The sequence below is a fragment of the Lacticaseibacillus zhaodongensis genome (genome assembly GCF_009687905.1).
Classification (GTDB): domain Bacteria; phylum Bacillota; class Bacilli; order Lactobacillales; family Lactobacillaceae; genus Lacticaseibacillus; species Lacticaseibacillus zhaodongensis.
Genome location: NZ_BLBG01000005.1, coordinates 55,375 through 81,750, shown reverse-complemented (window position 1 = coordinate 81,750; position 26,376 = coordinate 55,375). Strand labels below are relative to the sequence as shown.

Genomic DNA, 26,376 nt, shown 5'->3' with positions numbered 1-26,376 from the left:
ATTCACAAAGCGCCAGCGGATAGCATAACTTGTGTTAACGTAAACCCGCCTGTTCAGCTGCGAATTCAGCCAAAAAGTCACGCATTACCTGCGTCCGCTGCGCTCCAATTTTGCGCGCAGCAGGGGTGTTTAACGTGTCCGCCAGCCCCAGCAGTTTCTCGTGGAAGTGGCTGATGGTGCCACTCTTTTCCTGGCGGTACTGGGCACCGGTCATGTGGCTCTGCGGCGCCTCCTTGCTTGCCAGTGGCCGGCCGTGCGCCCCGCCGTACGCGAAGGCGCGGGCAATCCCGATCGCACCGATTGCGTCCAGCCGGTCCGCGTCCTGCACGAGCTGCCCGGCCAGCGTCAGGTGCACCTCATGGTCAAGACCGTAGTGGAAGGACATCTGGTCAATGATCGTCAGAATAGCAGTCGCCTCCGCCGCGCTAAAGCCGCTGTCCAGCAGCACCCGCTCCGTTTGCGCTCGCGCCGCAGCCACGTCCGGCACCAACTTGTCGTCGTAGGTGTCGTGCAACGTCGCGGCCGCCATCACAATGTCCGCCGGTGCGGCTGGAGTCTCCTGCAGCAGCGCCTGCGCGTTGGCGCGGACCCGGTCAATGTGATCCATGCCGTGGCCACTGCTGTCACCGCCGTGAACGCGCAGTGCGTACTCGTATAATGCGTGCATTTTGTGTTCTGCAGTCATCTTGTTTCTCCTATATATGTAGGCAGTGTGCCCGCCAAGGCGAGCCCACCGCAAACTTTACTTAGTCGTCATAATCGGCAGCTGAATCCGGCCACTTCTGCGTGTGCATGCCGTAATCCGTGTCGGTGCCGTACCAGCCAAAGGATTCGTACCAGAGCGACCGCTCTTCCTTGTCGATGCTCTTGATGGCGGCCATGTCGGTAGCGTCGAGTTCGAAGTTCCAAATGTCGGCATTCTCCACCATCCGCTGCTCGCGGACGGTCTTTGGAATCGTGATGACACCAGACTGGACATCGAAACGCAAGATGGCCTGGGCTGGGGTGACATTATGCTTGGCGGCAACCAGCGCAATCGTTGGGTCACTCATCGCCTTGCCGTGGCCAAGTGGTGACCAGCCTTCGATGTGGATGTTGTGCTTAGCGGCGTACGCAAGCATGTCCTTCTCCTGCATCTGCGGGTTGAACTCGATTTGGTTCACAGCCGGAACGACATCACTGTTCTGCAAAATTACGGACAGGCGTTGCACGTCGAAGTTGGAAACCCCGATGGCGCGAACGAGCCCCTGCTTTTGCAACTCAACCAGCGCACGCCAGGTCTCCAGGTAGCGGCCATCAACTGGCCAGTGAATCAGGTACAGATCCAGGTAGTCGAGCTGCAGGCGCTTGAGGGTACCCCTGAACTTGGCGAGCGCCAAATCGTAACCCTGGTCGCTATTGCAGACTTTTGAGGTCACGAAGAGGTCTTCGCGCTTGATCAGCCCGTCATCAAGTGCCTGCTTGATGCCGCGGCCGACGCCGGCTTCATTACCGTACTGCTTAGCCGTGTCGATCATCTTGTAGCCATGCTTGATAGCCGCGTAAACAGATTTCGCAGCGGTCGCATTGTCCGTATTCCAGACTCCGAGGCCAAAGATCGGCATCTTCACGCCGTTGTTCAGTTCTACTTTTGTATTTAAGTCCATGATGTTGCCTTCTTCCATATTGTTCACCTTAATGATACACCAAGCGGCTTGGGCAATGAATGCGGCTCCAAGCAAAATCGCAGTCGCTGCTAACTTGCCTCAGCGCAGACAGGAGCACCCCCGCCATCAAAAATGAAGTGCAACAAAAAAGTTAGACAATTCAATAGCAGTTAGGCTATGGCCTGTTCCCGATATTCTACCGGGGTCAGGCCATTTTTGTTTAAAGAGATTCTCTTTGTGTTGTACCAACTGACATAGTTTGTAACGAGCTCCCGCAGTTCGTCTAAAGAATGAATGATGTGCCGGTACAGACACTCACGTTTCATCAAGCTAAAGAAGCTTTCTATTGGCGCATTGTCGTGACAATTTCCCTTACGAGACATACTTGGAACAACGCCGAGTTTTCGCATCGCGGTCTGGTATTCCATCGTTTGATATTGCCATCCTTGGTCTGAGTGCATTATCGACATAGCATCCGATGAGTATTTCAGGGCAAAGTCATCAATTGTAAGTCTCAACTGTGCCTTATTGGCATGGGATGAAACAATAACCGTAACCACCTCGCGGCTGGCTTCGTCAATAATGGCGGAAATATAACCCCAAGAATGATTTAGTAACTTGACTTGCGTCACGTCAGTATGGAAAACCGTATTTGGTTTAGTAGCATTGAACTGTTGGTGCAGCAGGTTATCATTCACAGTCCCAACATGACCTTTGTATGAATGATAGCCGCTGGTATGCCGTGAATAGATGGTGACCGCCAGGCCAAGCATTCCCATCAGTCTAAGCACCGTATTAGGTGACACTTTGTAATGTGCCTTCTGGGCGAGTTTATAGATCCTACGGTAACCATAAATCTCGTGAGAATCTTGAAAGCTCTTTGAGATAAAGGCTTTTAAATCCGCATATTTGTCTGGTTTATGATTTCGGTGCAGTCGATCATAGAACGTTGCACGAGGCAACTGCGTCGCTTCAAGCAACGCCTTGAGTGAATATTGAGACCGTAGCGTATCCACTACTGCCGCTTTTGCGGCCGCTGTTTGCTCTTCGATACGGCCCTCAATTTTTTTAGAATATCCCGTTCCATCTGCGTCTGATAAAGTTCCTTACGAAGACGCATGTTCTCCTGGACCAACTTATCTTTTTCGTTTGGCGTCAGCTTATCACCGTCGTCCTGGCGTTTTCGTTGGGTCATGCTAGACTTTCTCCCTTTGGGACGAGGACGTAAACCGGCCGGTCCAACTTCGTTGAAGATCCGACTCCAAACTGATACTTGCGCCGGATTGATTGCGAAGTGAGCAGCAACTTTGGCAATTCCCTCATCGTGAGTTTGATAATAGTCTACCACGGCCAGCTTCTCTTCAAATGAGTAAGTACGCTTATGCTTTGCACGTTGAAGGGACTCCAAGCCTTGAGCACGAGCTAGCGCGACCCATTCACGAATTGTCCTATTACTCGGTATCTTATAATGGCTAGCCAAATATCGATATGAATACTTCCCAGACAAATAGGCTTGAACGACTTCAATTCTAAATTCGGTTGAATATTTGGTCATAGAAATACCCCACAATCGTTAGATTTGTTTGTCTAACAATTATGGGGCACTTCAAATGTTGGCGGGGGTGTTTTTGTGTATATCAGTGTATGCGCATCAGTGTTATCCACTAATGCTGATCCACCTGCAAACATTCTAGGAAGCCCTGTTTGCAGCCGGATAAAGCTTAAACGATTGTTTGCGGTGTCACGACAGCAAGAGCAAATTATTAACGTCAAAATCAGTTCAACCACACCCCCGATTTTTCACCTACCCCATAAACCCATGTTAGAAACAAGGATGCCCAATGTACTGCCGTTTGCAATTAGTGATTGCTTAAGATACTTATTAATTTTAATAGTAAATATTGCGCTTTCAACTATTTTGCTATGGCAATTATGACCACCATTTAAAAACGGGTAGCTTAAAATATTAAGTGGTTAATAACAAACACTAATGGCTTTAACCGTTCCTCTTCTGAATCAGCGTTGCTGTTAAGAAAGCCACCTTTGTCAGACTGTTGTTATTTATCTTTGTGAGTCCAAATTTTTGGCCCCGCTATCTTTGATTGATTACTATCTATGGACAATTCACAGAGCTGGGAGGATTAACTATGAGAAAGTCGAAAATTGTATTTTCTGGGGATTCGAAATTGCACTACAAGATGTACAAGCAAGGTAAGCACTGGCTGTTTGCCGCTATTTGCGTGCTCGGCGTTGGCATGGGCGGGGGCCAAGTAATTAGCGCTAACGCGGCGGAACAAGCCCCCACGCCTAGTGATGACGCGGCCACCACGAGTGATAATGGGCTCCAAAACAACACGCAGCAACTGCAAAGCAGTCAAGCAGCTGCTGCGGCAATTACATCCGCAAGCAATGAAACTATTAGCACTACAGCCACTGAGCCGGACCAGTCAGCCGCAAGCGACCTGAACAGCAATAGTGATGCTGAGCAAACGCCAGAGCCAAACGCGAACGCACAGCAAGAAATCACTGAACAAAACGCAAGTATTACATCAGAAGTCAAGCAGACGGCGGCAGTGACGCAAGCACCAACAGAGACAAGTGCCGCAACGACAACGACTGACAAAGCTGCAACTGCAAGCAGTACCACAGCCGCAGCCGCAACCGCGGCTACCACTACCACTCCTGCCCCAACTCCTACAGCAAAGGCCGAACAGTCAGTCGCTACTCCAGAAGTTGAAACGACTGCCCCCGCCACATCGGACGTTAGTGCCAAAACTGCGCCCACTGTCCTTCTGGAACTGCCTGCCGGTACCAAAACAAGCGTGGACGCTGACGGAAACATCCAGGTCAACCTCCCCGTCGATTCAAGCAGTGATGATTTCAGTGCGACCGCGGCAGCACTCAGCACCTACCTGGCTGCGCACCCAAACGCAAGTGTGCAGATTGCTGGCGTCAAGGCTGATGGTGGCGAGACTGAAATCACCAAGGACAACTTTCTGCAGTACTTCACACAGAACGGCTACCTGGCAGATTATCACAACAATATCACTAGCACAGACAGTCAGTACAAAGCGCAGTACGACAGCCAGACCGGTATCATCACATTAACTCCTGATGTCCAGTGGCAATCTGGTAACGTGACCTTAAAAGAAGGCATTGATACCACCAAGCCTTTCACTATTTCCGGGGCGGTCTACCTGGGCGATAAGGGGCAAAGCAGCTGGCCTCAGGGTGCAGATGGAATCTCATTCGGTTTTCACATCGGTGGGAAAACAACAGATATCGGTTCAGCCGGTGGTTCATTGGGTTTTGCAGACCTGCCATACGCTTTTGGCTGGAAAGCCGATACCTACCGGGACGGCAGTGAAGATCTCAGTTTATACACCCCGGATCCCGCATTTGATGATCAAGGAAATCCCTACCCCATCACGAGCGATCCAAGCGACTTGCATTACGGTGAACCAATAATCCCGGCCGACAAGGGCCATGGTATTGCCGCGCCTTTTGGGGCCTTCATCGAAACAAACCCATACACGTATCAAGGAACAACAAAGCAGAAAGTCTTCACAATTTACGGGACTAGTGATGCCGACAAAGCAGCCAACCCTCAGGAACTCGGCAATCCGACTCCTGGCGCTGTCAGCCCCCACTATCCTTTTGGCAATCAAGGTGAAGAGATGCCGACGGACACGTCTAAGTTTCCATGGCACCCATACACAATCACATACGATCCTGATGGAACCATGACCGTTAAGTTCGACAACCAGACGTGGACGCACAATTTCGCTGATTACCTCGCGAATGCTAAAGCTGAATCGGGCTCGGATACACTCTACTTCTTCATTTCTGGAGTAACTGGTAACGCTACGAACCAGCAAGCCGTCACCGTCAACATGATTCTCACCGCCAAGCCAACCGCAACCATTCACTACATCGACAATGGGCTAATTACCGACAGCAATGTCGATGTGACCACCCTACCCACCGACAATGAAATCAAGCTCGACACCATTGATGGCGGCACAGACATCACCACTCAAGTCGAGGGTGAACTCGGAACGCAGTCGACAGCAGTTGATGACGACATCAGCAAAGCTGTTGGTCTACTGGAAAGCAAAGGCTACGAGTTGGTTGGCGCTGATGTTGGCAAGAGCACAACTTTGGGCGCCAACACCCAGTTCAACGGCAGCAAATTTACGTTCGGCGACAAACCAAGTGAGATTTTCATCCACTTAAAGCACCCAGCAGCGCAAGCCACTCAAACCATCAGTCGGACAACCCACTACGTTGACACGACCGGCGCAACTGTTAGTCCGGACTACACAAGCAGCATCACGGTTCACCAGACCACTGATAAGTTGACTGGTGCAAAAACCTACACCTTTGAGCAAGCGACAAATGCTACAAATGATGCGAAGACGAATACCGTCACGCTGGATGGTGCTGCAAACCCAATTATCACTGCTGCAGTCGTCAAAGGCTACACTGATGGCAAACTTCCAGCTGGTGAGCCCGTCGACCTGACTAAACTCAATCCCAATACGGTTACCGTCACTAGCAACCTGATCAACAGTCTTGACAAGCTCACCTTTGACGGCAACCCAGTTATCATCGAGAACACAGTTGTCTACGCCAGCACTACGCCAATTGCGGCCGGCACGAAAACCTTTACCCGCACAACTTACTACGTTGATGACAAGGGTAAGCAACTTGCGACTCCAGACACTTCAGACGTAACGGTCACTAGGTTGTACAATGTGGCAACCGACCAGTACACCTACCAGGTCAATGATCAAGCTGTCGCTGACGTCAGTTTGCCATTAAACCGAGACCAGGAGCCAACGATTAAGAGCCCGACAGGTTACACAGCTAAAGGTTCGGCAGATGGTAAGCTGCTCGGAGATTCCAACGCACTTACAAAGGCTACCAATCCAGCACAAGCGGTTGAGGCTGCTAAAACAATCACCTTCGCTGGCGTTACCTTTGACGGCAAGCCTCAGAACGTGGTCGACACCGTGGTCTACACCAAGGACGCGCCAGTCAAGGTCGGCACGAAAATCTTCACCCGCACAACCTACTACGTTGACGACAAGGGAACTTCACTGAGCACAACCCCTGACACCAGTAGTATCGAGGTCACCCAGTTGCACGATGTTGCCGATGACACCTATAGCTACCAGGTTGACGGCCAAGACGTCACGGACATCAAGCTACCGCTGAACAGCGACGCAACGCCAAAAATCAAGGACTTCACTGGTTACACGGCAAAAGGTTCAGCGACCGAGAACCTGACCGGAAAAGCCGACGCACTTGCAAAGGCTACCGATCCAGCACAAGCGGTTGAGGCTGCCAAAACAATCACCTTCGCTGGCGTTACCTTTGACGGCAAGCCTCAGAACGTGGTCTACACCGTGGTCTACACCAAGGACGTGCCAGTCAAGGTCGGCACGAAAATCTTCACCCGCACGACTTACTACGTTGATGACAAGGGAACTTCACTGAGCACGACCCCTGACACCAGTAGTATCGAGGTCACCCAGTTGCACGATGTTGCCGATGACACCTATATCTACCAAGTTGACGGCCAAGACGTCACGGACATCAAGCTGCCGCTGAACAGCGACGCAACGCCAAAAATCAAGGATTTCACTGGTTACACGGCAAAAGGTTCAGCGGCCGAGAACCTGACCGGAAAAGCCGACGCACTTACAAAGGCTACCAATCCAGCACAAGCAGTTGAGGCTGCCAAAACAATCACCTTCGCTGGCGTTACCTTTGATGGTAAAGCTCAAACTACAGTGAACACCGTGGTCTACACCAAGAACGCGCCAACCGTCACGACCGCGACCATCACCAAGACTGTTAACTACAAGCAACTTGACGGCACGGAGCTGCAAACGCCCGTCACCGAATCCGTCACCATCACCAAGTCAGTCGATGCGGTCACCGGAGCAAGCACTTACTCCATCAACGGCCAGCCAGTCGCTGATGGCCAGACCACTCTGGCTGGAATCACCAACCCGTTCATTACTGGCTACCAAATCATCACGGCTTACGATGATAGCCAGCACAAGGTTGTGGCCACAGCCACGCCGACAAGTAGTCAGGCAGTGGACTTCAACAGTCAGAATATTGAATACACCGTCGTCTACGCGCCACTGCCAACTGAACACAGCGTCAGCACCATCGCCAAGACGGTTTACTACGTTGATGAGTCTGGCAAAATGCTGCACGAACCATTCACGACTTCTGTAACGCTTTTGCGGACCGGCCAGCCAGGAACTGACAGCACCGTTACGAACACGGTGCTGAGCCAAAAGCCGGGTGAAGCGATCCTGAGCGGGCAGGCCGTACCGGACATTCCAGGTTACACGGCGTTCATCATCCCCGCTGGCGCAACCACCGATGAAACAGTTCAGTTCGGCGATGCAAGCCGGACCTACCGCGTTGTTTACGCAAAGAATCCAATGCCAGCAGATAACACGCCTCAATTACCACCGAAGGACCCATCTGAACCCGGCCAGCCGGGAACGTCAACCCCGCAGGTAACAGAAGATCCAGGGCTACCGAACACCTTCGTGCCGAACCAGCCAGAGCAGCCAAGTACTGACCAACCAAACGAGCCAGACCTGCCAAACACATTTGGCACGAAGAATGACAATCCGCAGCAGCAGCTTGCGGACACGTTTGGTAGCAGCACCGACACCTCGACTATGAAGGATGCTGCTACCACTTCGAAGCAGCTCCCGCAGACTGGTGAGCAAAAGCAGCCTAGCCTCATCGCCGCCGGACTGGCACTGCTCATGAGCATGCTAGGTCTGCTCGGATTCCGCAAACGGGAACACTAGAACAATCATTTCGGCGACACGAACGTCTCCACTGATAACGGTGGGGGCGTTTTTTTGCGTACATGCAAAAATGGTGAATTTTCGGGGCTCCTTCTGCGGCAATTTATGACAGCCCCTGAACCATTGCTTCGAACTAAATACCACAAAGCTTGAATTGACAAGGTTATTTATTTTGGTACTTTGACCCCCTGAATAATCCTCGTTAAACTCACTCGTAGTTTAGAAATGAGCAGCATTTTACGTAATACAGGCAGTTGATTAGTGCTTACGCAAGCATTACTTATGTAAGCATCACTGCTATTTAAACATCAAACTTTGTTATTAATTTCTGACAATTAGTTAATTAATTCAAGGGGCTGTTTTTGAGCAAGCGGGCACCTTCCTTAGTCCTGTTAATAACATCCGTCATTGTATTGCGCACAACTAAGCCGCTGACTGTCCACCAGATTAGATTGTGAGGGAGATCAACATGAACAAGCAACAACCCAAAGGCGAACCCAAGATCCACTATAAAATGTACAAGCAAGGCAAACACTGGCTCTTCGCGGCCATCTTCGCAGCCACACTTGGCGTTGGTTGCGGCGAACTAACGCCAACGGAAGCCGCAACGGAAACAGTAACCGTCACCCAGAATCATGGTCAAGACAAGCAGAAGGCCAGAACACCCGAATCCGAGTCACCCGCTACTGATGAGGAAACCGCTGGTGGTGAAAACGAACCGAGCGCGGCTGCACAATGCAATCGTGATCAGCAAAAAGGTCAGTACAAGCCCGCTAAGGATAATGCCAACAACAAGAAGAAGCAGCCTGCTACTGATCCGCAAACGCTAGCAGTACCCGCAGCGGATACCCAAGCAAAGCAAGCAGAACCAGACACCGGCGCCCAGTCACCAGCAAGTACAGCTGGTGATGCTGCACTTGACCCGCAGCAGGCAACTCGCGCCGCCGCTGACGAAACAAGTGATGGCCGCGTCACAGTCGATAAAGATAACTTCACCGACTACTTCAACGTCTCTGGCGATGCGCACTACAACGAACGCGAAGGCATCGTCACGCTGACTCCGGACAGAAAGCACCAGAGCGGTAACGTGACCCTCAAGAACAAAATCAGCAGTGACCAGAGTTTTGAGCTCGTTGGGCAAATTAACCTTGGCGATAAATCGCAACCCGAGGGCGCGGACGGAATCTCTTTTGGCTTCCATGTCGGGCAAACGCAAGATGTTGGCCATGATGGTGGTGGCCTCGGCTTTGCCGGACTTGCGGACGCGTTCGGCTGGAAGGCTGACACTTTCTGGGATCCAGATGGCACCGGTAGTGACAAAGGTTATTTCGATCACGACCCTGATCAGTTCCACTCGCGGAGAAACGGCACCGCATTTGGCGCGTTCGTGCACACTGAAGAGGTCAATGGAAAGTACAAAATTTTCACGCATGAAGATGACCACCCCAAAGCTGCTGCACCCAAACCAATCGCGGAGCCCGAGGATAATGACTTCAATGACATCAGCATCGTGTACGATGCCGAAAGTAAAAATCTGACGGTCAGGTACGATCGACAGACCTGGACGGAAAACATCAGCCAGTACGTAGCTAACAAGGACTTAGCCTTCTTCGTTGCTGGCGCTACCGGTGAGAGTCGCAACTTGCAACAGTTCCGCATCTATCGCTTCACCTACACCGCAACCGGGGTCGTGCAGGTGCATTTTGTCGATGACACGAACAACGAGCAAGAAATGTTTGCAAGTCAGGAATTGACTGGGCCAGTGCACAGCGTCAATCCAGATGTTGGCCAGATGATCGCAGATGCAACGGATTTTTTGACCAGCGATGGTAAATATCTCCAGAACGGAATCACCCTAGGCAAAGGAACGCAGTACGACCAAAATTCCGGGGCACTGACCTTCACCACCATCCCCGGCGACATCTACGTCCACTTCACTGCCGGCGAACTCGTCGAGACGAAGCAGGTCACCAAGACCATCCACTATGTCGATGAAGCAGGCCAGCCGCTCTTCGCTGACTACACAGACACAGCCAATTTTGAAGTGCACACCAACAAAGTGACGCAGGAGCAGACTGCCAATCCCAAGGAAGCAAGCTTGGGCTATCAGGACGTGCCGCAAAAAGCTGGTTACTCCATTGTGGACTCGCCACTTGCGGCAACAACGGCGCAAACCGTTACCAGTAGCGCCAAAGATATCGTTGTGACCGTTGTCTACCACAAGGACGCCGTCACCACGACAATTAACCGCACCATCCACTATGTTGATGTGTCCGGCAAGACACTGGCTCCCGACTACAGCAACACCACAACAATCGTGCGGGAATTCGACCTCAAAAACGATGCCATCAAGGATAAAATCACCACGGATAGAATGCGGCAAGAGAATCCCAACTTTGCCGGTTACCACATTATCCAAGACGCGCCGGGCTATGAGGATTCCTTCCACTTCGGCGCTGCGGGCGGTGAATATACCGTGATCTACGCGTTCCTGCCGCCGGAAGTCACTCAGCATCAGGCCACACAAACTATCCATTATGTCGACACTGATGGCAACATCCTCCACCCCAAAAACGCTGATACAGTCACCTTCACGCGGACCTTTGCTGCCAGCACGCACACTGCGACCTACACGCAGAATAAACACGGCTACGCGCATCCGGAAAACCCGTATATCAAGGGCTACCACATTGTCTCTGCGCCGACAGCGGACCAATTAGTGGCGCACCGCAGCGACAAGGACAGCGACTTAAGTGTGGTGTACGCGAAGAACGATCCCATCAAAATCAGTAATTACACCGCCACGAAGACCGTCCACTACATCGATGAACACGGGCTGCAGCTGACGCACGACTTCACGGATTCAGTTACCTTCACCAAGTTCATGGACCCCGTCACCGGCGGAATCAGTTACAGCCAAACCAGCACCGAGTTTGGCCACCAAGATAACCCGATTATCTTCGCTTACCACGTAATTAGCAGCCCAGCTGCCGCAACCGCAAACCAAACGGCTAAATTCGGAGTCGCTGATCAGGAGTACACGGTTGTTTACGCCAAGGACGCGCCGACAGTGATCGAGCAATACACTGCGGCCAAAACGGTGCAATACGTCAGCGTCAACAACACCCGCCTGGCAAAAGATTTTGTCAGTGCAATCACCTTCACCAAGTTAGAGGACCCGATTACGGGCGCAATCACCTACACGCAGACCAGTCCGTATTTTGGTAACCAGGGCAACCCGCTGATTTTCGGCTACCACGTGATCAGTAGTCCAGAGCCCGCAACCAGCAACCAAAAGGCCGAATACGGGGCAAGCGGCTTCAATTGCAAGGTTGTTTACGCCAAGAATGCGCCGACCGTGATCAGCCAGTACACGGCGACTAAGACCGTGCATTACGCCGATACTGCCGACAAAAAGACGCTGCTCGCAGATGACTTCATCAGCGAGGTCACCTTCACCAAGCTGGAAGACCCGCTGACTGGCGCAATCAGTTACCAGCAAACCGCCCCAGTCTTCGGGCACCAAGATCTTCCTGACATCAAGGGTTACTGGATGTGTTCCGGTGTCGTCACTGAAGCCACTGAAGACCAGCCCGCGCACTACGGCAGCACAGATCAAGAGTATTGGGTTTACTACGCCAAGGAGCAGGACGTCTTCATCAACGAGTACACCGCCACGAAGACCGTGCACTACCAGGATGAACAGGGCACTGAGTTGGCAAAAGATTTTGTCGTCAGCGTCACCTTTGACCGCTTCCAGGATCCAGTCACCGACGAATTCCACGACAAGCAAACTGCTCCCGTCTTCGGGCACCAGGACAACCCTTACGTTAAGGGATACCACGTGATCAGCAGTCCCGCCGGCGCCACTAGCGACCAGAAGGCCCAGTACGGTTCCACCAATCAGGAGTACACGGTTGTTTACCTGAAGGACGACCCCATCGTTACCCACCGGGACATTCACCACACCTACCATTACTGGAGCATCAGCCACAACCAGCCCATTCACGAAGATATTACCCACACCATTACGGTCATCCGTAAAACGGACCCGGCCACTGGCGAACACAGTGACACCGTGATCCAGCCAGTGGCGCCGTGGAACGAGCATCTCCACATTCCGAACCATCACATTGCCCGTAACTCTGGCGATGACCACAGTAACATCAAGTTTGACGACCCCGACCAGGAGTACGACATCTTGTACGCCCCATTACCCGCAAAAGTCACGCACCGCGAAATCAAACAGACAGTGCGCTACGTGGACGAGAATGGTAATGAACTTGCCACAGCACACACCGACACCGTCACCTTCCTCCGGACATTGAAGGACAGCGATAACGTCATTGTTCACTCCCGGGACAAGCAGGCTTACTCCCACCCCGCACACCCAAGCATCGCAGGCTACCACATCGTTCAGGACAATCTGCCAAAAGCGGAGCAACAGGCGACCCATTTTGACGACAAGGACAGCGTCTACACCGTCGTCTACGCAAAGAACCCAGCTGACACCGGCGAAACCCCACCCCCTGTCACCGGTACGCCCGACACCCCTGAGCAGCCAGACAAACCGACCACTCCTGAAGAGCCAGTTCCGGATGATGACCCCCCAAAAACGCCGCCAACGGAACCGGAAACTGACACACCGGAAGCACCTAACAAGGCAGATTTGGACACAACCACCCCGGCAAAATCACCGCAACAATTAGCCAACACTTACGCACCGGCCACCACTCCCGCTGGTGCCACCAAGATGCTCGCGCCCAAGCAATCCCAAATCCGGTCGCGCAACAGGATTCTCCCGCAAACCGGCTTCGAGGAAGAAGACGGCATCATTCTCGCTGGCGTTGCGCTCTTACTGGGCATTATGGGAATAGCCAGCATGTACCGGCGGCAACATTAAGGCACCGTTTCAGTACTAACAGCTGAGAGGCAACAGTCATGACAATTAAGGAGTTGCGTTATGGATACGAAGAAGAAATTGCCAAGCAAAAACGATCCGTCCGCAGATTGGCCCGCCGGTTCCAGGTGGCGGCTCTGGTCAGTGGCGTGGCGTTGGTGCTCGTGTACATCCTTCGCGCCGCAACCATTTGGGCTCGAATTGTTGCTTACGCACTGTTTGTCGCTGGTGCGTTAGGCATGTTGAATTTTGCTTATACAAGCTGGCAAGCGCAGCAAAAGTTGCGGACCCTGCTTGCTGATTCTGTCCGCGACTTGACCAAACTGGAATTAGCAGTCGGTCCGCAGATTCAGAAGTAAAATTAGGCACAGCATCAAGCTGCCAGGCAGCCATTCGGAGACGAGTAGCTGCCTTTTTGGGTTGGTATGAGGCACAGTACTTTGCCGCCAAAGTCTCTTATCCAGCGAGTTCATGACAATTGCAAATAGTGAACATTTTGTCAGCGGGTTGCGTACGCTCGGGTACTTGGTCTATGCCAAGACCAGTCATTATCTGCCAAGCAAAAAATATTTTTGAAAGTTTTTGACGACTATTTTTCTTGGTACCAGTCACAACTGTTCACACAAAGCATTCAGTTGTCGGTGCATATTGTATGCGAAATCGACCAAATTATTAACAATTTAATACAAACAATGAATCGTCTTCACCCTTATGTATGTATGCTTACTATACTTTTCTGGTACGTGTGCTTACTTATAATCAGCTGCTTTTTACGATCATTTATACACCGACTCCGTCTTGCATGAGCGTTTCAATGAAAACAGTCATGCGGATGACTGCCTGCTTTCTGAATAATCGTGTTGACAGAAAACGCTCACAATGCTAATTTAACGGCGTGCTTGTGAATGAGCAGCAGCATCTGTCCACCCGCTGCGAACAACTCGGATGAAAGAACTACTGATGGATAATAATTAGATTTTGTATCGTGCTCATGGCGATACGTTCGTATAATTACGACAGCAATTTATATAAGGTCAGTTTTGATCGTTCACGAACCACCGCGCTGTTCGCATCGCTAACTGAGCAGAAGCTTCAACACAAGTACAAGTTCATTGAGAAAGGAGGTATGTAACTTGAAATATTTGCTGCTAGTCAGTCACGGTAACTTCTCTGCTGGTCTCAAGCAGACCTTGTCCATGTTCGCCGGTGACGCCGCAAATTCCGTCATCAGTATCGGCTTGAATCCTGACGAGTCAGCCGACAGTCTGGAATGGCGCTTCAATGACATGTTGGAGAACCTGCCTGATGACACCAGCTTCGTTGTTCTCGCTGACATCATCGGTGGCAGTCCCCTAACGACCGTCTGCAAGGTACTTAGCAAGCGGAACAAGCTCGATGGCACGCTGGTACTTGGCGGGATGAACTTCCCAATGGCATTAACGACCTTAATGGGCAAGGACACGATGAGTAACGAGGATTTAAAGGCTCAGGCTCTGCAAGAGGCCGGTGCCGCAATGAAAGAGTTCAATCTCCCTGCAGCCAGCGCTGCGGATGACGACGAAGACGATATTTAAGGAGGATCAGTTATGAGCGTTTCTTTTGTACGTATTGATGACCGGATGATTCACGGCTTGATCACTACCCGCTGGGGCAAAGAGTACCCTTGCGACGGCATCATCGCCGTTAACGACAAAGCAGCCGAGAACCCCATTTTGAAAGAGGCTTACAAGGCTGCATCAGGCAAGAAGACTTTCGTTTGGACCATGGAGCACTTCCTCAAGGTGCAGGACCGCGTGCTTAATTCCGACACCCGCTACTTCCTGATCACCAAGAGCCCGCTCGACATGAAGAAGATCCTGGTTGACGAGAAGTTCGTGCCTAGCGACATCAAGACCGTCAACGTTGGTCCTGGTAACGACCGGCCAAACGCCACCAAGCTTGGTGACAACCAGTCCTTCACTCAAGAAGAAGCCGACGCGTTCGAAGCTATCGAGCAAGCCGGTTACACCGTTCAATTCGCCCTGCTGCCCGACCAGAAGATCGGCAACTGGGACAAGTTCAAGTCTCGCTTCGGCTATTAATTCGGAACCCATTCAAATATAAAAAAGGAAGGTATACATCATGACAATTAGTTGGGTGCAAGCCGCCGTCTTCGGACTGTTCGCTTGCCTTTGCTCAAACTCATGTATGGCCGGCCAAGCCGTTGGTAACTACACCATCGGCCGGCCACTAGTCGGGGGCCTCGTCTGTGGCCTGGTCATGGGTGACATGAAACTCGGGATTGCCTGTGGGGTTGCGATGCAGCTGGTTTACATCGCGCTGGTTACCCCAGGTGGCACTGTCTCTGCCGATGTGCGGGCGATTTCTTACATCGGGATTCCTCTGGCAATGGTTGCCATCACATCCCAGGGTCTGAACCCACTCGGTGGTTCTGCCGCTAACTTGGCAAAATCCGTGGGGACACTGGTTGGAACTGTCGGCACCGTGCTCTACTACGCCGTCGCAACCATGAACCTGGTTTGGCAGTCATTCGGCTGGAAAGACGTTAAGTCCGGCAAGCTGGACAAGCTGACCGCAGTTAACTTCGGCTGGCCTTGGATCTCCCACGCAATGTTCTCATTCATTCCAACCATGCTGCTGACTCACTACGGTGCTACCGCCGTTACCGCACTGCGGACCGCGCTGCCAATGGACGGTCTGGCAATGAAGACCCTGTTCACCGTTGGGGGCATGCTCCCATGTGTCGGGATCGCAATTTTGCTCCGGCAGATCATTAACAACGTTGCTGATTTCGTACCATTCTTCGTTGGCTTCACGTTCTGTGCATCCCTGCACCTGAACCTGGTTGCCGTTACCGTTATTTCCCTCATGTTTGCAATTGTTATGTACGAAATCAAGATGGCGCAAGGTGGCAACTCCGGCTCTGGTCCTAAAGCAGCTGCTCAGGCCAGCGGTTCCGGTGGTGTTGATGACGACGATGAAGAGGAGGATATCTAATCATGGCCGATAACGTAGTAAAAAAGCTAGATCACAAAACCCTCACCAGTTCCTTCCACCGCTGGTTCTGGGGCGCACTGACCTGTTTCTCACAAGAGCACATGCAGACTTTTGGTTACATGGCTTCCATGCTGCCGATCCTGCGCAAGTTGTACCCGAACCACGATGACCAGGTCGAGGCCATCCAGGCTTACACCGCCTTCTTCAACACGAACCCAATGCTCGGGACCGTCATCGTTGGGGTTACGGCAAGTATGGAAGAAGCGCGCGCCAACGGTCATGACATCGATGGCAGTACCATCAACGACATGCGTGCCGGCCTGATGGGCCCAATTGCTGGTATCGGGGATTCCCTGATTGATGGGACCTTGATTCCGATCCTCCTTGGGATTGCCCTCGGGATGTCTACTGGTGGTTCCCCACTCGGTGCTATCTTCTACATCATCGCTTGGGTCCTCATCGCTTACTTCGGCCAGCGCTTCCTCTACTTCCGCGGTTACAAGTTCGGTGACCAAGCCGTTAGCTTCCTAGTCGGCAAACAAGGTGCCGCCGTTCGTTCCGCAATTAGTATCGTCGGGAGCATGGTTGTTGGTGGGGTTCTCGCATCTTGGGTCAACGTCACGACTTCCCTGAAGCTGAAGGGCGCTGACGGCAAGGTCTTCTTGAACCTGCAAGACAAGCTCGACAGCATCTTCCCTGGCATTTTGACCATCGTGGTAACGCTGTTCTGCTGGTGGCTCATGTCCAAGAAGCACGTTTCCGCTATCTGGACCATGGTCATTCTGGTTGTGATTTCCTTCGTCGGCGTTCTGCTCGGCGTCTTCAACCCAGGCCTGTCCTACTAAAATAATTCCACGTAAGGAGGGACTACCATGACACTTGAAGAGTTAAAGGCTGGCTATGAAAAAGAAGTTAGTTACCAAAAGCACATGCTGGACAATATCGGTTACTTTTTTCAACTAGCAACCGTCATTGGCGGAATTGGCATCGTCTTGGTCTACTACTTCCACGCTCGCAATCTGTGGCTAAACATCTTGGGCATTGCGCTCCTGGTGCTCGGTGTACTGGGCATGATGGCGTTCGGTTATGCCGGCTGGAAGGGCCAGCGGAATGTCAACGCCGTGATCGACGACTACGACAAGAAGCTCGCCTACCTGCACAAGCAGACTAAGGTGCTCGCCAAGAAGAACTCGTAAACTGCCGGATTGGTGGTAGTCCACAAACAAGCGCACGGCCGGTCTCCAGATTGGAGGCCAGCCGTGCGCTTTTGCTGTCTATTCAAATAATGCTTATTCCCAATACCGCTTCGGCGTCGCAATCACCACTCGTGCCTGCCCGGAGAAGCTGATTTCTTCCCGCGGCAAAATCATGACGCTGGTGCCCTGGCGAATGCGGCGATTCTTCAGGTCCAATTGCCCCTGAATAACAGTCATACAGCTCGCAATCCCCGCGGGTGCAGTGTAGTCGCCGTCCCCAGCAGTGATCCGGATGTCGAGTGTGTAGGCTTTTTCCTCAATCACCGCGTTGGCGGCCGGGTGCTGCTTGCTGACCTTGTTCGTTGGTACTAAGTTTGCCAACGCCTGGTCCAGCTGCAATGGCCGCGGCTGGCCATCCAAGCCGGTCCGCTGGTAGTCGTAAAAGCGGTAGGTGATGTCCGTGGATTGCTGAATCTCGTAGACCAACGACCCGGCGCGAATCGCGTGCAGAGTGCCGTTCGGAACGAAAATATAATCGCCCGCAGCTACGGGTTCCGTGCCCAAAAGCGGCAGCGGATCACCACTGCTGAAGTCAGCGGCGGTCGGCTTGACCTGCGGATTTTGCAAACCAGAGTACACCGTGCCCGACGTGGGTGCGGTGAGGAATAACCACGACTCATCCTTACCATAGGGCTCGCCCTGCGTCCGCGCGTAGGCATCGCTCGGATGGTCCTGGATGCTCAGGTCCTGGTCGGCGCCGAGCATGTCCACGATGACTGGGTACACCTCACCCTTTTGCAGGCCAAACTGGGCGGGATTCTCGTTCACAAAATCCCGCAGCGTCTTCTGGCGGCCGGTCTCGGTGTCGATCGCGCCCACGTTCAACTTCGACGTGCCGGCGACCGAGTAAACTGACCCCGTGCTCGGCGCAGTCGCGCCGTAATCCCGCATGCGCTCGCTGCCCCACACGCGCGGGGCGGAAAATGATTGTAATAGTAGCATCAGCATGTCCTTTCCATAGATATTAACCTATCAGCGACGTTTCACTGTCCGCCTCAATTATATGTATCCGGATACAATTATGTCAAAGCAGTTTTAACGTGGGCCTTGACTTTTACTGGCAGCGCTCGCATAATTGCTTATGTAATTACCTATGCAAAAGATTGAAATGGAGGATCTACTAATGTCTGAATACACGCTTGATGATTTTGCCCGCCTGATCGACCACACGAACCTGCACGCCTACGCGACGCCGGCGGACATGAAGAAGCTTTGCGACGAGGCTAAGGAATACCACTTCAAGATGGTGGCAATCAACCAGGTGCAGTCCAAACGCTGCTCTGAATACCTCAAGGGCACCGACATCGACACCGGCGCGGCCATCGCCTTCCCGCTGGGCCAGACGACGATTGAGGCCAAGGAGTACGAGGTCAAGGACGCGCTCAAGAACGGCGCCAACGAAATCGATTATGTCATTAACATCACCGAACTGAAGGCCAAAAACTACGACTACATCGAAGACGAAATGCGGCGGATCGTCGCGATTTGCCACGCGGCCGGGGTACCATGCAAGGTGATTTTTGAGAACCCCTACCTCACCAAGGACGAGATCAAGCGGGTCGCCCTCATCGCCAAGCGCGTGCGGCCGGACTTCATCAAGACGGCAACCGGCTTCGGCCCCAGCGGCGCAACGGTGGCCGATGTGCGCTTGATGAAGGAAACGGTCGGGGATGGTGTTAAAGTAAAGGCAGCAGGCGGCATCCGCAACTCCGACGACTTCATCGCGATGATCGAAGCCGGGGCGGAGCGCATCGGGACCAGTTCTGGCGTCAAAATTATCAACGCGCTCAAGCAGCGCATGCAAGACGACGGCGTCAGCACCATCACAATCCACGACGGCAAGTAGAACCGCCAGCCTGGGCGCAAACCCAGCATGTAAACGTGGCCCACAATGCAGCTCCTTCCGCTTAGCCTAAAACGCGCCTACTCCCAAAGTGCGGGAATAGGCGTGTTTTCCGCTAATGCTCAGGAGCTAATCGCATTATGGTCCACTCTCTTAATTTTGCAAAAGGAAGTTAGACTATGAGCAAGCCCAAGTATCAGCTGATCGAAGACGAATTACGCAGCAAAATCCAGGACGGGGTGTACCCCGAGAACGCGCTCATCCCCAAGGAACTCGAGCTCGCCGCCGCGTACCACGTTAGCCGGCCCACCGTGCGCCAGGCGATTCAGGAACTGGTCAACGAGGGCCTGCTGGAGAAGAAGCGCCACTACGGGACCATCGTGCGCAACCGCAAAATCGCGCAGGAATTCACCCACGTGATCGAAAGCTACAATCAGGAGATGCAGGCAAAGGGTCTCGCGACGCAGACCAAGGTCCTCGCCTTCACCACTGAGCCCGCAACGCAGGAGGTTGCAGACGCGCTGCAACTGGCGCTCGGGGCAAAAGTCTACAAACTGACCCGGCTGCGTTTCGCGGGTAAGGACCCCATCGTCCTCGTCACCACCTACATCCCCGCCCAACCGCTCCCCGAACTGGCACAGATCGACTTTACCGTCAGTTCTCTTTACGATGAACTGGAGCAGTCCGGCTACCCCGTCACCCACGTTCACCGCAAGCTAGAGACCCTTGCCGCTGACGAGACCACTAGCGCGTTGCTGGAAGTGGCCACCGGCGCGCCACTGTTTTATTTTCAGACGCTGGGGTCCACCAGCAAGAAGCAAATCGTGGAATTCTCGCAGGCACGATACCGCGGGGATTTTAATTATTTCGTGTTGGACATGGATAAGGACCGGATCGGCTAGCAATCGCCGGTAGTGCTTTCATCCGCGGAGTAGTAGAATTTTGGTAGAGCGAAACGCGCAGCAAACGATTAAAGGGGCTGGTAGTTTGTATAAACTGATTGCTGGATACACCGCAATATTTATCGTCATCATGGCACTGCTTGGGTACTTCTTCTTCAGCGACAACATGTTGTTCTTCGGCATCGTCGCGATTGTGGCGTACCTGTACGGACTGTTTAACTTGATGAAAAAGGGCAATCGGCAGGGCTGATTGGCCTGAGTGAAACTGAATAGGTGTTGCAAAATGGCGGTCATTTGGCGGCCATTTTTGTGTTCTATAGAAACAGTGGTTATCATTCTCTTCCACTTTTTTGAAATCAAGCATACATCTGGTCAATTTTCACGAACATATTAGTGTAGGCATGAACGTGGAGGTGTTATCGCTAAAATATGAGCAAAAAATCATGAGTGACCATTATGCAACCTGATGCTCTCAAACAATGTATCGTCTTAATCAATAAAGAACGATATGCGCAATTTTCAACATCAGATTTACCACAGTGGCCTGGTATCTTATTTGTGCCAATATAGCAAACGTGTTAAGATACATGCATAGCAACCGTGTTAAGAGAGGACTTAGCCATGTACGAGATCGACTTCTACGAAGATAAAGACGGATACAGTGAATTCGAGGCTTATCTCGACCAGCTGCTTGGAAGCAACGATAAAAAGGATGCCACTACCTTAAAAAAAATCCGGTATCAGATGAAGCTGCTCGAAAAACTCGGACCAGCATTACGCGAGCCTCAAGTTAAAGAACTCAAAGGATACAGCCACAAGTTATTTGAACTTAGGCCAATGCCTGAACGAGTCTTTTTTGCTTTTTGGGACGCTGATCGGTATGTTATCTTGAATCATTACACCAAACGTCAAAATAAAACTGATCCACGAGAAATAACCCGTGCGATAAGTCTGCTGAACGATTGGCTTGAACGAAAGGGGAAAATCTAATGGCGAACTGGAAGAGCTTTGAAAAGAAAATGGATGCGGTAATGCCCGCAGATGAACTAGACGTTGTAGACGCAATGGCCTCGTTGTACGCAGAACGAATCCGTCAGGGATTGTCACAGCACGATTTAGCAGAACGAATGAACATGAAGCAGCCGCAACTGGCTAAGATCGAACGTTTGGACTCTATCCCTTCACTTAGCACGTTGAATCGATACGCAGCTGGGCTTGGACTTAAATTAAAACTAGTTGTAACCGCCTGATATCGAGACGGCGGAAGTAGTTGCATAGTTGTTGCAAAATGGCGGTCATTGGACGGCCATTTTTGCGTTTAATTGGAACTTGTTTGTGCTACTTCACCCACTTTTTAAAAACATTCTGAAATATTGGCTTATTTTCGCGGATATATTAGTGTAGGCGTGAGCACATCAGTGGCATCGCTTACATTTACGCTATAATCAGATCATACTAAAGTATCGGGGGAGAACCATATGAAAAAGATTACCATTGCTCTAGCCACAGCGGCTGCATTGTCAGCGGCTGGCGGTGTTGTGCTCACAGTTCCGGAAGCTCCGCAGATTGTACAAGCTGCTCAAGATACAACCGTAACCGTCTCACTCATTGACGAATATTCCAACCGCGTAATCACGACGTTTGCCAAAACAACGAATAGTGATAATACAATCACGATTTCAAAGAGTGAGCTTCCTAGTGGTTATGGTTTCAGTAATAATCTATATGCCAACACAGCAAAAATCAGCGTTGGCAATTCTTCGTCAACAAAAGTACGAGTGATTCCAATAACTTCATACAAGGTTAATTTAGTTGATTCTGCAACAAGTAAGACAATCAAGCAGATCACAGTAAACCTGTCTTCAAAATATCCAAGTATTGACGCCCAAAGAATTTCAGCCCACTTTCCTGCTGGATACTCAGCTGATTATATAATCGGCGATTCAATTCCAAAGAGCCGTCTAAATGTAAGCGGTCCAACAGATTTTTATGTTAGTAAATCTGGATTTGATAACGTTAAATTTGTCAGCGTTCAGCAAAATACAACCGTAAGCACAGGACGTTACGATAACTCACGGCGCCTTCTTCCCAGCGTTGACGGTTACAAGACATTACTAGATCAAGGAAGTTACGCATTTGGAGGCAGCTATGGTGAACTCATTTCCTCAGTGAATGGCACAACTGTTGTTAAAGTGCGGCCAGATTTATCAAATAAAACTGTTCCTGCCCGGTTTGTTGATTCTAAAGGTAAGCTAGTTAGTTCTGGAACTGTCACGTTTGATAGCAATGAAAGCATGACCTCAAGCACACTTCCATCCCATTATTACATGCAGTATAATTTTGCATCACCAGAATCTTACGATGCGAATGGGTTGGTGATTCAGGTTAAGGACGTCTCCGGAACGCAAGACACTGAAAATAATTCTCACGATGCATCCTCCAGCGCCCTCCAGTCCCAATACAACGATCTCCTCGCCAAGTACAACGCCCTGAACACCACCGACGTTGCGTCCTTAGCCAAGGAGCTCGCTAGCCTGAAGTCACAAATGGCCACAATGCAGGCAGAAATTGCCGCACTCCAGTACGGCAGCAAGGCCACCACAAAGCAGCTATCAATTACCGGTACAGCGACGGTTTCCGGTGCTAAGGCTACCGTCTACAACAGCAAGTTTGCCAAAACTGGCCGCAAACTGAACGTGAACTCCAAGTGGAAGGTCTTCGGCATCGTCGTTGCCAGCAACGGTCACGCCTATTTCAACATTGGCGGCGGGCAGTACATCCCCGTGAGCGCAGCCCCCCTGCACGCAACCACGATCAAGGGCAAAGCCGACACCAGCATCCCCGTCAAAACAAAGGCAACTATCAAGTACAAGCCTGGTTACAGCGTTCAAGTTTGGGGCAAGAATTTCGCCAATTTTGCCAAGAACGCCAACGGTAGTAACAAGAAGCTCAAGCATGGAACCAGCTGGAAAGTCTTCGCCATCGTGAAGCACAACGGCCACCTGTACTATGATCTTGGTGGTACACAGTACCTTGATGCAGCGTACGCGACCATCAAGTAGCTAGATTTAAAGAAGCTTCTCTTTCAATTGACGTACAAGCTAGCGTACGCTATTATGTACGTGAAATAAAGAAGGAGTTGATTGCATGGACACTTACACACCTACAAACTTCAGAAAAAATCTTTATGACCTGCTAAATCAGGTTGCAGATAAGGACAAAAAATTAGAAGTGACCATCCAGCAACCTGATGGCCCCAATAAGGGTGTCGTCTTAATTAGCAAGGAACGCTATACTCAACTTGCGGAATTAGATTTTCTGCAACGGACTGGCACTTTAGACGTGGTCCTTGAACGTATGAAAAACGAAAAGCCTGATGACTTTAACGAGGATGATGCTTATTGAGCACCAACAACTGGAAAGTAGTTCCTCATCGTGAAGTACGTAAAAAAGATGAGCCGTTACTAGAACGAGCTGGTCTTCACGAAAACTACATGGCTGTGATTGAGACACTGAAACAAAATCCATACAGTCGTGAGCATAATCAGGAATTACTGCACCCACATTCTAGAAACATTTATTCAATGCACATTAATGATCAGCACCGATGTGTGTACACCATCGACAAAGAAAAACGGCTGGTAAAAATTTGGTCAGCTTGGTCCCACTATGAAAAGCGTATGCCCAAGTAGCCAGTGTATTGATATGGTAAATAACTTGCAGTCTAACAAATTATCCATAAATCAATAAAGATCACGACTCATCCTGCTACAGCGGAATGAATCGTGATCTTTTTACTTTTCAGCAGTTCAGATTACGGCGTTTTACTAGTTCTTCTTTGTCACTTGTCCCCCCCGCTATTCCGCAGAGACTTTTCTGACTGTCCCCTTCTCGACCTTATTCGACTTCTCACCAGTCCGCTTTGCGGTAGCTGAGCTGTTAGCTGGCTTTGCAACCAGTCGGTGCTGCGCAACCCGTTCGACTGCCAATGTATCTAGCCCCCGCTGCAAAACCAGCTGAACGTAGCTATTCAAACTAACATTCTCGGCTGCAGCATTGGTTGCCAATTGCTGGTGCATGCTGCGAGTCGTCCGCACAGAGAAGTGACCTGAATAATCGTTGTCATCCATAGAGTTCATCGTAGGTAATGGAACATCGTGGCCTTGATCAAGGTTTAGCGAGATCCAAGATTGCTTAGCATCATCAAGCTCATCCAACGCTTCAGCAATTGTTTCACCGTATACTTTGAGTCCTGGCAAATCAGGAATCATTGCAAAATATACGTTGTACTCATCATCATAACCAATCGTAATTTTATAATGCAGATTCATATAGTAATCGAACTCTTTGTCATCAGCCATGTTCAATCCTCCTGTTCGCTTTGGCGAATCCATCTTAAGGCATCTCGTAACAAATATGACTTGACCCATGGTGATTCAGAATTGGCATATCCGGAAAGTTATCACCGCCAGTGGTGACAAACGGATTATATGTGCCTCGCTCCAGAAATACAATTCAGGTCCTACTCCTTATTTGAACTCTGCCTACCAAAAAGCGCGTCGCCCCTGCTTGAACCAGCAGTTGGCAACGCGCTTTTCTAACATTCATGGCTATTTTACTTCCCGAACTCCTCCAGCAGCCGCACCATGTAGTACGTCCCTTGGCGGTAGTCGCTCATGCGAATGCTCTCATTGGGTGCGTGGGCACCGGCACCGGACCAGCCAATCCCGACGGAAATGATCGGTACGTGCAGGTCTTCAGCGAACTGGGCTTCGGGGCCGGAACCAGCGGAATTGGGCTCAAAACCGGTGTGCTCAGCGCCGTAGACCTCGTCCGCAACGCCCTTGGCCGCCTGCACATAAGCGTCGCTAATATCACTGCGGTAGGCATCTTCACCGAGGATGAAGTGCAGTTCGACGTCTTCGTAGCCGTTCTTGTCGAGCTGCTTACGGATTTTGGCAAAAATGTCCTGGGGGTCCTGACCCGGAACCAGGCGGCAGTCGAACTTGGCGCGCGCGTACTTCGGGATGATGGTTTTCACGCCCTCGCCCTCGTAGCCGGAAGTCAGGCCGTTGATGGTCATGGTCGGTGCGTTCACGAGCGCCATTTTGGGGTCAGCCGTGATGAACGGGCGCTTCAGGCCTTTCGCAGTCTTGATGGTGTCAGCGTCAAAATCCATTGCTTCAATCGCCTGCTTTGTCTCTGCGCTTAATTCCTCAATTCCATCGTAAAAGCCATCCACGAGCACCCGTTTCGTCTGCGGATCCCGCAGCGAGTTCATTGCTTCGACCAAGCGCCACGCCGCGTTATCGGCGTAGGCACCCATAGACGAGTGCAAATCGTAGTCCGCCGTTTTGACGGCCATGTCGAAGCTGACGATCCCCTTCACCCCCAAGTTGATGGTGAAGCGCTCCAGCTCGTTCTTGCCGCCGCCTTCCCAGATGCAGACGTCCGCGGTCAGTTCGGCCGCGTGGGCGTGCACATACTTGGCGACGTGGATACTACCAATTTCCTCCTCGCCTTCGACCATGAACTTCATGTTCACGGGGAAGCCGCCGTGGTCCTTCATGTAACGCAGCGCGGTCAGGCGGCTCATCAGTTCGCCCTTGTCATCCGAAATGCCACGGCCAAAAACCTGGTCGCCCTTGCGCGTTGGTTCAAAAGGTTCCGTGTTCCATTCATCAAGTGGTGCCGGTGGCTGCACGTCGTAGTGGTTGTAGAACAGCACCGTTTTGTCGCTGGCCCACTTGAACTCCGCGAAGACGACGGGGTTGCCGCCCTGGTCATCCCAGGCGGTCACCGTCTCCGCGCCCAAGTCACTGAAGGCCCGCTGCAACCAGGCTGCGGTCTCCTTGATGCCGGTCCCCTCTGCGGACACACTGGGAATCCGCTGATAATCAGTTACCTGGGGAAAATAATCCTCTGCGAATTGTTCAATCTCATCTTGTCTGCTCATCGCACGTCATCGGCCGCAGCCGATCGCC

23 protein-coding genes are annotated in these 26,376 nt (G+C 51.5%); 16 read left to right on the top strand and 7 right to left on the bottom strand.

Annotated elements, in window-relative coordinates; genetic code table 11:
* Window positions 1-34: 34 nt before the first annotated feature.
* The 4 genes from GN107_RS05350 to GN107_RS11520 form a co-directional block, all read right to left on the bottom strand.
* A complete protein-coding gene (locus tag GN107_RS05350; RefSeq protein ID WP_155286858.1) occupies window positions 35-685 on the bottom strand; it encodes an HD domain-containing protein in 651 nt (216 codons plus the stop codon).
* 61 nt (window positions 686-746) lie between these two features.
* On the bottom strand, window positions 747-1,646 hold the full coding sequence (locus GN107_RS05345) for an aldo/keto reductase (protein WP_155286859.1): 900 nt from the start codon (window positions 1,644-1,646) through the stop codon (window positions 747-749).
* Window positions 1,647-1,816: 170 nt separating this feature from the next.
* Window positions 1,817-2,662 (bottom strand): IS3 family transposase, encoded by an 846-nt coding sequence (locus tag GN107_RS05340; protein WP_196246263.1) that lies wholly within the window; start codon window positions 2,660-2,662, stop codon window positions 1,817-1,819.
* The gene (locus GN107_RS11520; RefSeq protein WP_155286861.1) at window positions 2,662-3,201 is read right to left on the bottom strand and encodes a helix-turn-helix domain-containing protein; all 540 of its coding nucleotides are present in this window, start codon (window positions 3,199-3,201) and stop codon (window positions 2,662-2,664) included. Before GN107_RS11520 ends, GN107_RS05340 begins: the two co-directional genes overlap by 1 nt.
* Window positions 3,202-3,793: 592 nt before the next feature.
* Here GN107_RS11520 and GN107_RS05330 point away from each other — a divergent pair.
* The 8 genes from GN107_RS05330 (at window position 3,794) to GN107_RS05295 (ending at window position 17,587) form a co-directional block, all read left to right on the top strand.
* Window positions 3,794-8,494, top strand: coding sequence for a lectin-like domain-containing protein (locus GN107_RS05330; RefSeq protein ID WP_155286862.1), 4,701 nt, complete (start codon window positions 3,794-3,796; stop codon window positions 8,492-8,494).
* 469 nt (window positions 8,495-8,963) lie between these two features.
* Window positions 8,964-13,397: a lectin-like domain-containing protein gene (locus GN107_RS05325; protein ID WP_155288053.1), complete on the top strand. Its 4,434-nt coding sequence runs from the start codon at window positions 8,964-8,966 to the stop codon at window positions 13,395-13,397.
* Between the two features lie 38 nt (window positions 13,398-13,435).
* On the top strand, window positions 13,436-13,753 hold the full coding sequence (locus GN107_RS05320) for a DUF202 domain-containing protein (RefSeq protein ID WP_155286864.1): 318 nt from the start codon (window positions 13,436-13,438) through the stop codon (window positions 13,751-13,753).
* Between the two features lie 774 nt (window positions 13,754-14,527).
* On the top strand, window positions 14,528-14,968 hold the full coding sequence (locus GN107_RS05315; protein WP_155286865.1) for a PTS sugar transporter subunit IIA: 441 nt from the start codon (window positions 14,528-14,530) through the stop codon (window positions 14,966-14,968).
* A 12-nt stretch (window positions 14,969-14,980) separates the two neighbouring features.
* Complete coding sequence (locus tag GN107_RS05310) at window positions 14,981-15,475, top strand: PTS sugar transporter subunit IIB (protein WP_155286866.1); 495 nt, start codon at window positions 14,981-14,983, stop codon at window positions 15,473-15,475.
* A 40-nt stretch (window positions 15,476-15,515) separates the two neighbouring features.
* A complete protein-coding gene (locus GN107_RS05305) occupies window positions 15,516-16,391 on the top strand; it encodes a PTS mannose/fructose/sorbose/N-acetylgalactosamine transporter subunit IIC (RefSeq protein WP_155286867.1) in 876 nt (291 codons plus the stop codon).
* Window positions 16,392-16,393: 2 nt separating this feature from the next.
* A complete protein-coding gene (locus GN107_RS05300; RefSeq protein ID WP_155286868.1) occupies window positions 16,394-17,236 on the top strand; it encodes a PTS system mannose/fructose/sorbose family transporter subunit IID in 843 nt (280 codons plus the stop codon).
* Window positions 17,237-17,263: 27 nt separating this feature from the next.
* Window positions 17,264-17,587, top strand: a complete 324-nt coding sequence (locus tag GN107_RS05295) for a DUF202 domain-containing protein (RefSeq protein ID WP_155286869.1) — start codon at window positions 17,264-17,266, stop codon at window positions 17,585-17,587.
* 93 nt (window positions 17,588-17,680) lie between these two features.
* Here GN107_RS05295 and GN107_RS05290 read toward each other — a convergent pair whose 3' ends face one another.
* Window positions 17,681-18,589: a class I mannose-6-phosphate isomerase gene (locus tag GN107_RS05290; RefSeq protein ID WP_155286870.1), complete on the bottom strand. Its 909-nt coding sequence runs from the start codon at window positions 18,587-18,589 to the stop codon at window positions 17,681-17,683.
* A gap of 181 nt (window positions 18,590-18,770) precedes the next feature.
* Between GN107_RS05290 and deoC the strand changes: the two genes are divergently transcribed.
* The 8 genes from deoC (at window position 18,771) to GN107_RS05250 (ending at window position 24,084) form a co-directional block, all read left to right on the top strand.
* Entirely contained in the window at window positions 18,771-19,493 is a 723-nt protein-coding gene (deoC, locus tag GN107_RS05285; protein WP_155286871.1) for a deoxyribose-phosphate aldolase, read from the top strand.
* A 176-nt stretch (window positions 19,494-19,669) separates the two neighbouring features.
* The gene (locus GN107_RS05280; RefSeq protein WP_155286872.1) at window positions 19,670-20,392 is read left to right on the top strand and encodes a GntR family transcriptional regulator; all 723 of its coding nucleotides are present in this window, start codon (window positions 19,670-19,672) and stop codon (window positions 20,390-20,392) included.
* A gap of 40 nt (window positions 20,393-20,432) precedes the next feature.
* Entirely contained in the window at window positions 20,433-20,642 is a 210-nt protein-coding gene (locus GN107_RS05275) for a hypothetical protein (protein ID WP_155286873.1), read from the top strand.
* A gap of 371 nt (window positions 20,643-21,013) precedes the next feature.
* Complete coding sequence (locus tag GN107_RS05270; RefSeq protein WP_155286874.1) at window positions 21,014-21,382, top strand: type II toxin-antitoxin system RelE/ParE family toxin; 369 nt, start codon at window positions 21,014-21,016, stop codon at window positions 21,380-21,382.
* On the top strand, window positions 21,382-21,642 hold the full coding sequence (locus tag GN107_RS05265; RefSeq protein ID WP_155286875.1) for a helix-turn-helix domain-containing protein: 261 nt from the start codon (window positions 21,382-21,384) through the stop codon (window positions 21,640-21,642). Before GN107_RS05270 ends, GN107_RS05265 begins: the two co-directional genes overlap by 1 nt.
* A 228-nt stretch (window positions 21,643-21,870) precedes the next feature.
* On the top strand, window positions 21,871-23,454 hold the full coding sequence (locus GN107_RS05260) for an SLAP domain-containing protein (protein WP_155286876.1): 1,584 nt from the start codon (window positions 21,871-21,873) through the stop codon (window positions 23,452-23,454).
* Window positions 23,455-23,539: 85 nt separating this feature from the next.
* Complete coding sequence (locus GN107_RS05255) at window positions 23,540-23,797, top strand: type II toxin-antitoxin system Phd/YefM family antitoxin (protein ID WP_155286877.1); 258 nt, start codon at window positions 23,540-23,542, stop codon at window positions 23,795-23,797.
* Window positions 23,794-24,084, top strand: a complete 291-nt coding sequence (locus GN107_RS05250) for a type II toxin-antitoxin system RelE/ParE family toxin (RefSeq protein WP_230678559.1) — start codon at window positions 23,794-23,796, stop codon at window positions 24,082-24,084. The genes GN107_RS05255 and GN107_RS05250 overlap by 4 nt, the downstream gene beginning before the upstream one ends.
* A 165-nt stretch (window positions 24,085-24,249) precedes the next feature.
* On the opposite strand, the gene GN107_RS05245 is transcribed toward GN107_RS05250, so the two are convergent.
* Window positions 24,250-24,753, bottom strand: a complete 504-nt coding sequence (locus tag GN107_RS05245; RefSeq protein WP_196246264.1) for a type II toxin-antitoxin system HicB family antitoxin — start codon at window positions 24,751-24,753, stop codon at window positions 24,250-24,252.
* Between the two features lie 254 nt (window positions 24,754-25,007).
* Window positions 25,008-26,348 (bottom strand): M20/M25/M40 family metallo-hydrolase, encoded by a 1,341-nt coding sequence (locus tag GN107_RS05240; protein ID WP_155286879.1) that lies wholly within the window; start codon window positions 26,346-26,348, stop codon window positions 25,008-25,010.
* Window positions 26,349-26,376 lie beyond the last annotated feature (28 nt).

Bases quoted from the DNA above. Each gene is read 5' to 3' on its own strand.
- GN107_RS05350 (WP_155286858.1), bottom strand. From the start codon at position 685: ATGACTGCAGAACACAAAATGCACGCATTATACGAGTACGCACTGCGC.
- GN107_RS05345 (WP_155286859.1), bottom strand. From the start codon at position 1,646: ATGGACTTAAATACAAAAGTAGAACTGAACAACGGCGTGAAGATGCCG.
- GN107_RS11520 (WP_155286861.1), bottom strand. From the start codon at position 3,201: ATGACCAAATATTCAACCGAATTTAGAATTGAAGTCGTTCAAGCCTAT.
- GN107_RS05330 (WP_155286862.1), top strand. From the start codon at position 3,794: ATGAGAAAGTCGAAAATTGTATTTTCTGGGGATTCGAAATTGCACTAC.
- GN107_RS05325 (WP_155288053.1), top strand. From the start codon at position 8,964: ATGAACAAGCAACAACCCAAAGGCGAACCCAAGATCCACTATAAAATG.
- GN107_RS05320 (WP_155286864.1), top strand. From the start codon at position 13,436: ATGACAATTAAGGAGTTGCGTTATGGATACGAAGAAGAAATTGCCAAG.
- GN107_RS05310 (WP_155286866.1), top strand. From the start codon at position 14,981: ATGAGCGTTTCTTTTGTACGTATTGATGACCGGATGATTCACGGCTTG.
- GN107_RS05305 (WP_155286867.1), top strand. From the start codon at position 15,516: ATGACAATTAGTTGGGTGCAAGCCGCCGTCTTCGGACTGTTCGCTTGC.
- GN107_RS05300 (WP_155286868.1), top strand. From the start codon at position 16,394: ATGGCCGATAACGTAGTAAAAAAGCTAGATCACAAAACCCTCACCAGT.
- GN107_RS05295 (WP_155286869.1), top strand. From the start codon at position 17,264: ATGACACTTGAAGAGTTAAAGGCTGGCTATGAAAAAGAAGTTAGTTAC.
- GN107_RS05290 (WP_155286870.1), bottom strand. From the start codon at position 18,589: ATGCTACTATTACAATCATTTTCCGCCCCGCGCGTGTGGGGCAGCGAG.
- deoC (WP_155286871.1), top strand. From the start codon at position 18,771: ATGTCTGAATACACGCTTGATGATTTTGCCCGCCTGATCGACCACACG.
- GN107_RS05280 (WP_155286872.1), top strand. From the start codon at position 19,670: ATGAGCAAGCCCAAGTATCAGCTGATCGAAGACGAATTACGCAGCAAA.
- GN107_RS05270 (WP_155286874.1), top strand. From the start codon at position 21,014: ATGTACGAGATCGACTTCTACGAAGATAAAGACGGATACAGTGAATTC.
- GN107_RS05265 (WP_155286875.1), top strand. From the start codon at position 21,382: ATGGCGAACTGGAAGAGCTTTGAAAAGAAAATGGATGCGGTAATGCCC.
- GN107_RS05260 (WP_155286876.1), top strand. From the start codon at position 21,871: ATGAAAAAGATTACCATTGCTCTAGCCACAGCGGCTGCATTGTCAGCG.
- GN107_RS05255 (WP_155286877.1), top strand. From the start codon at position 23,540: ATGGACACTTACACACCTACAAACTTCAGAAAAAATCTTTATGACCTG.
- GN107_RS05245 (WP_196246264.1), bottom strand. From the start codon at position 24,753: ATGGCTGATGACAAAGAGTTCGATTACTATATGAATCTGCATTATAAA.
- GN107_RS05240 (WP_155286879.1), bottom strand. From the start codon at position 26,348: ATGAGCAGACAAGATGAGATTGAACAATTCGCAGAGGATTATTTTCCC.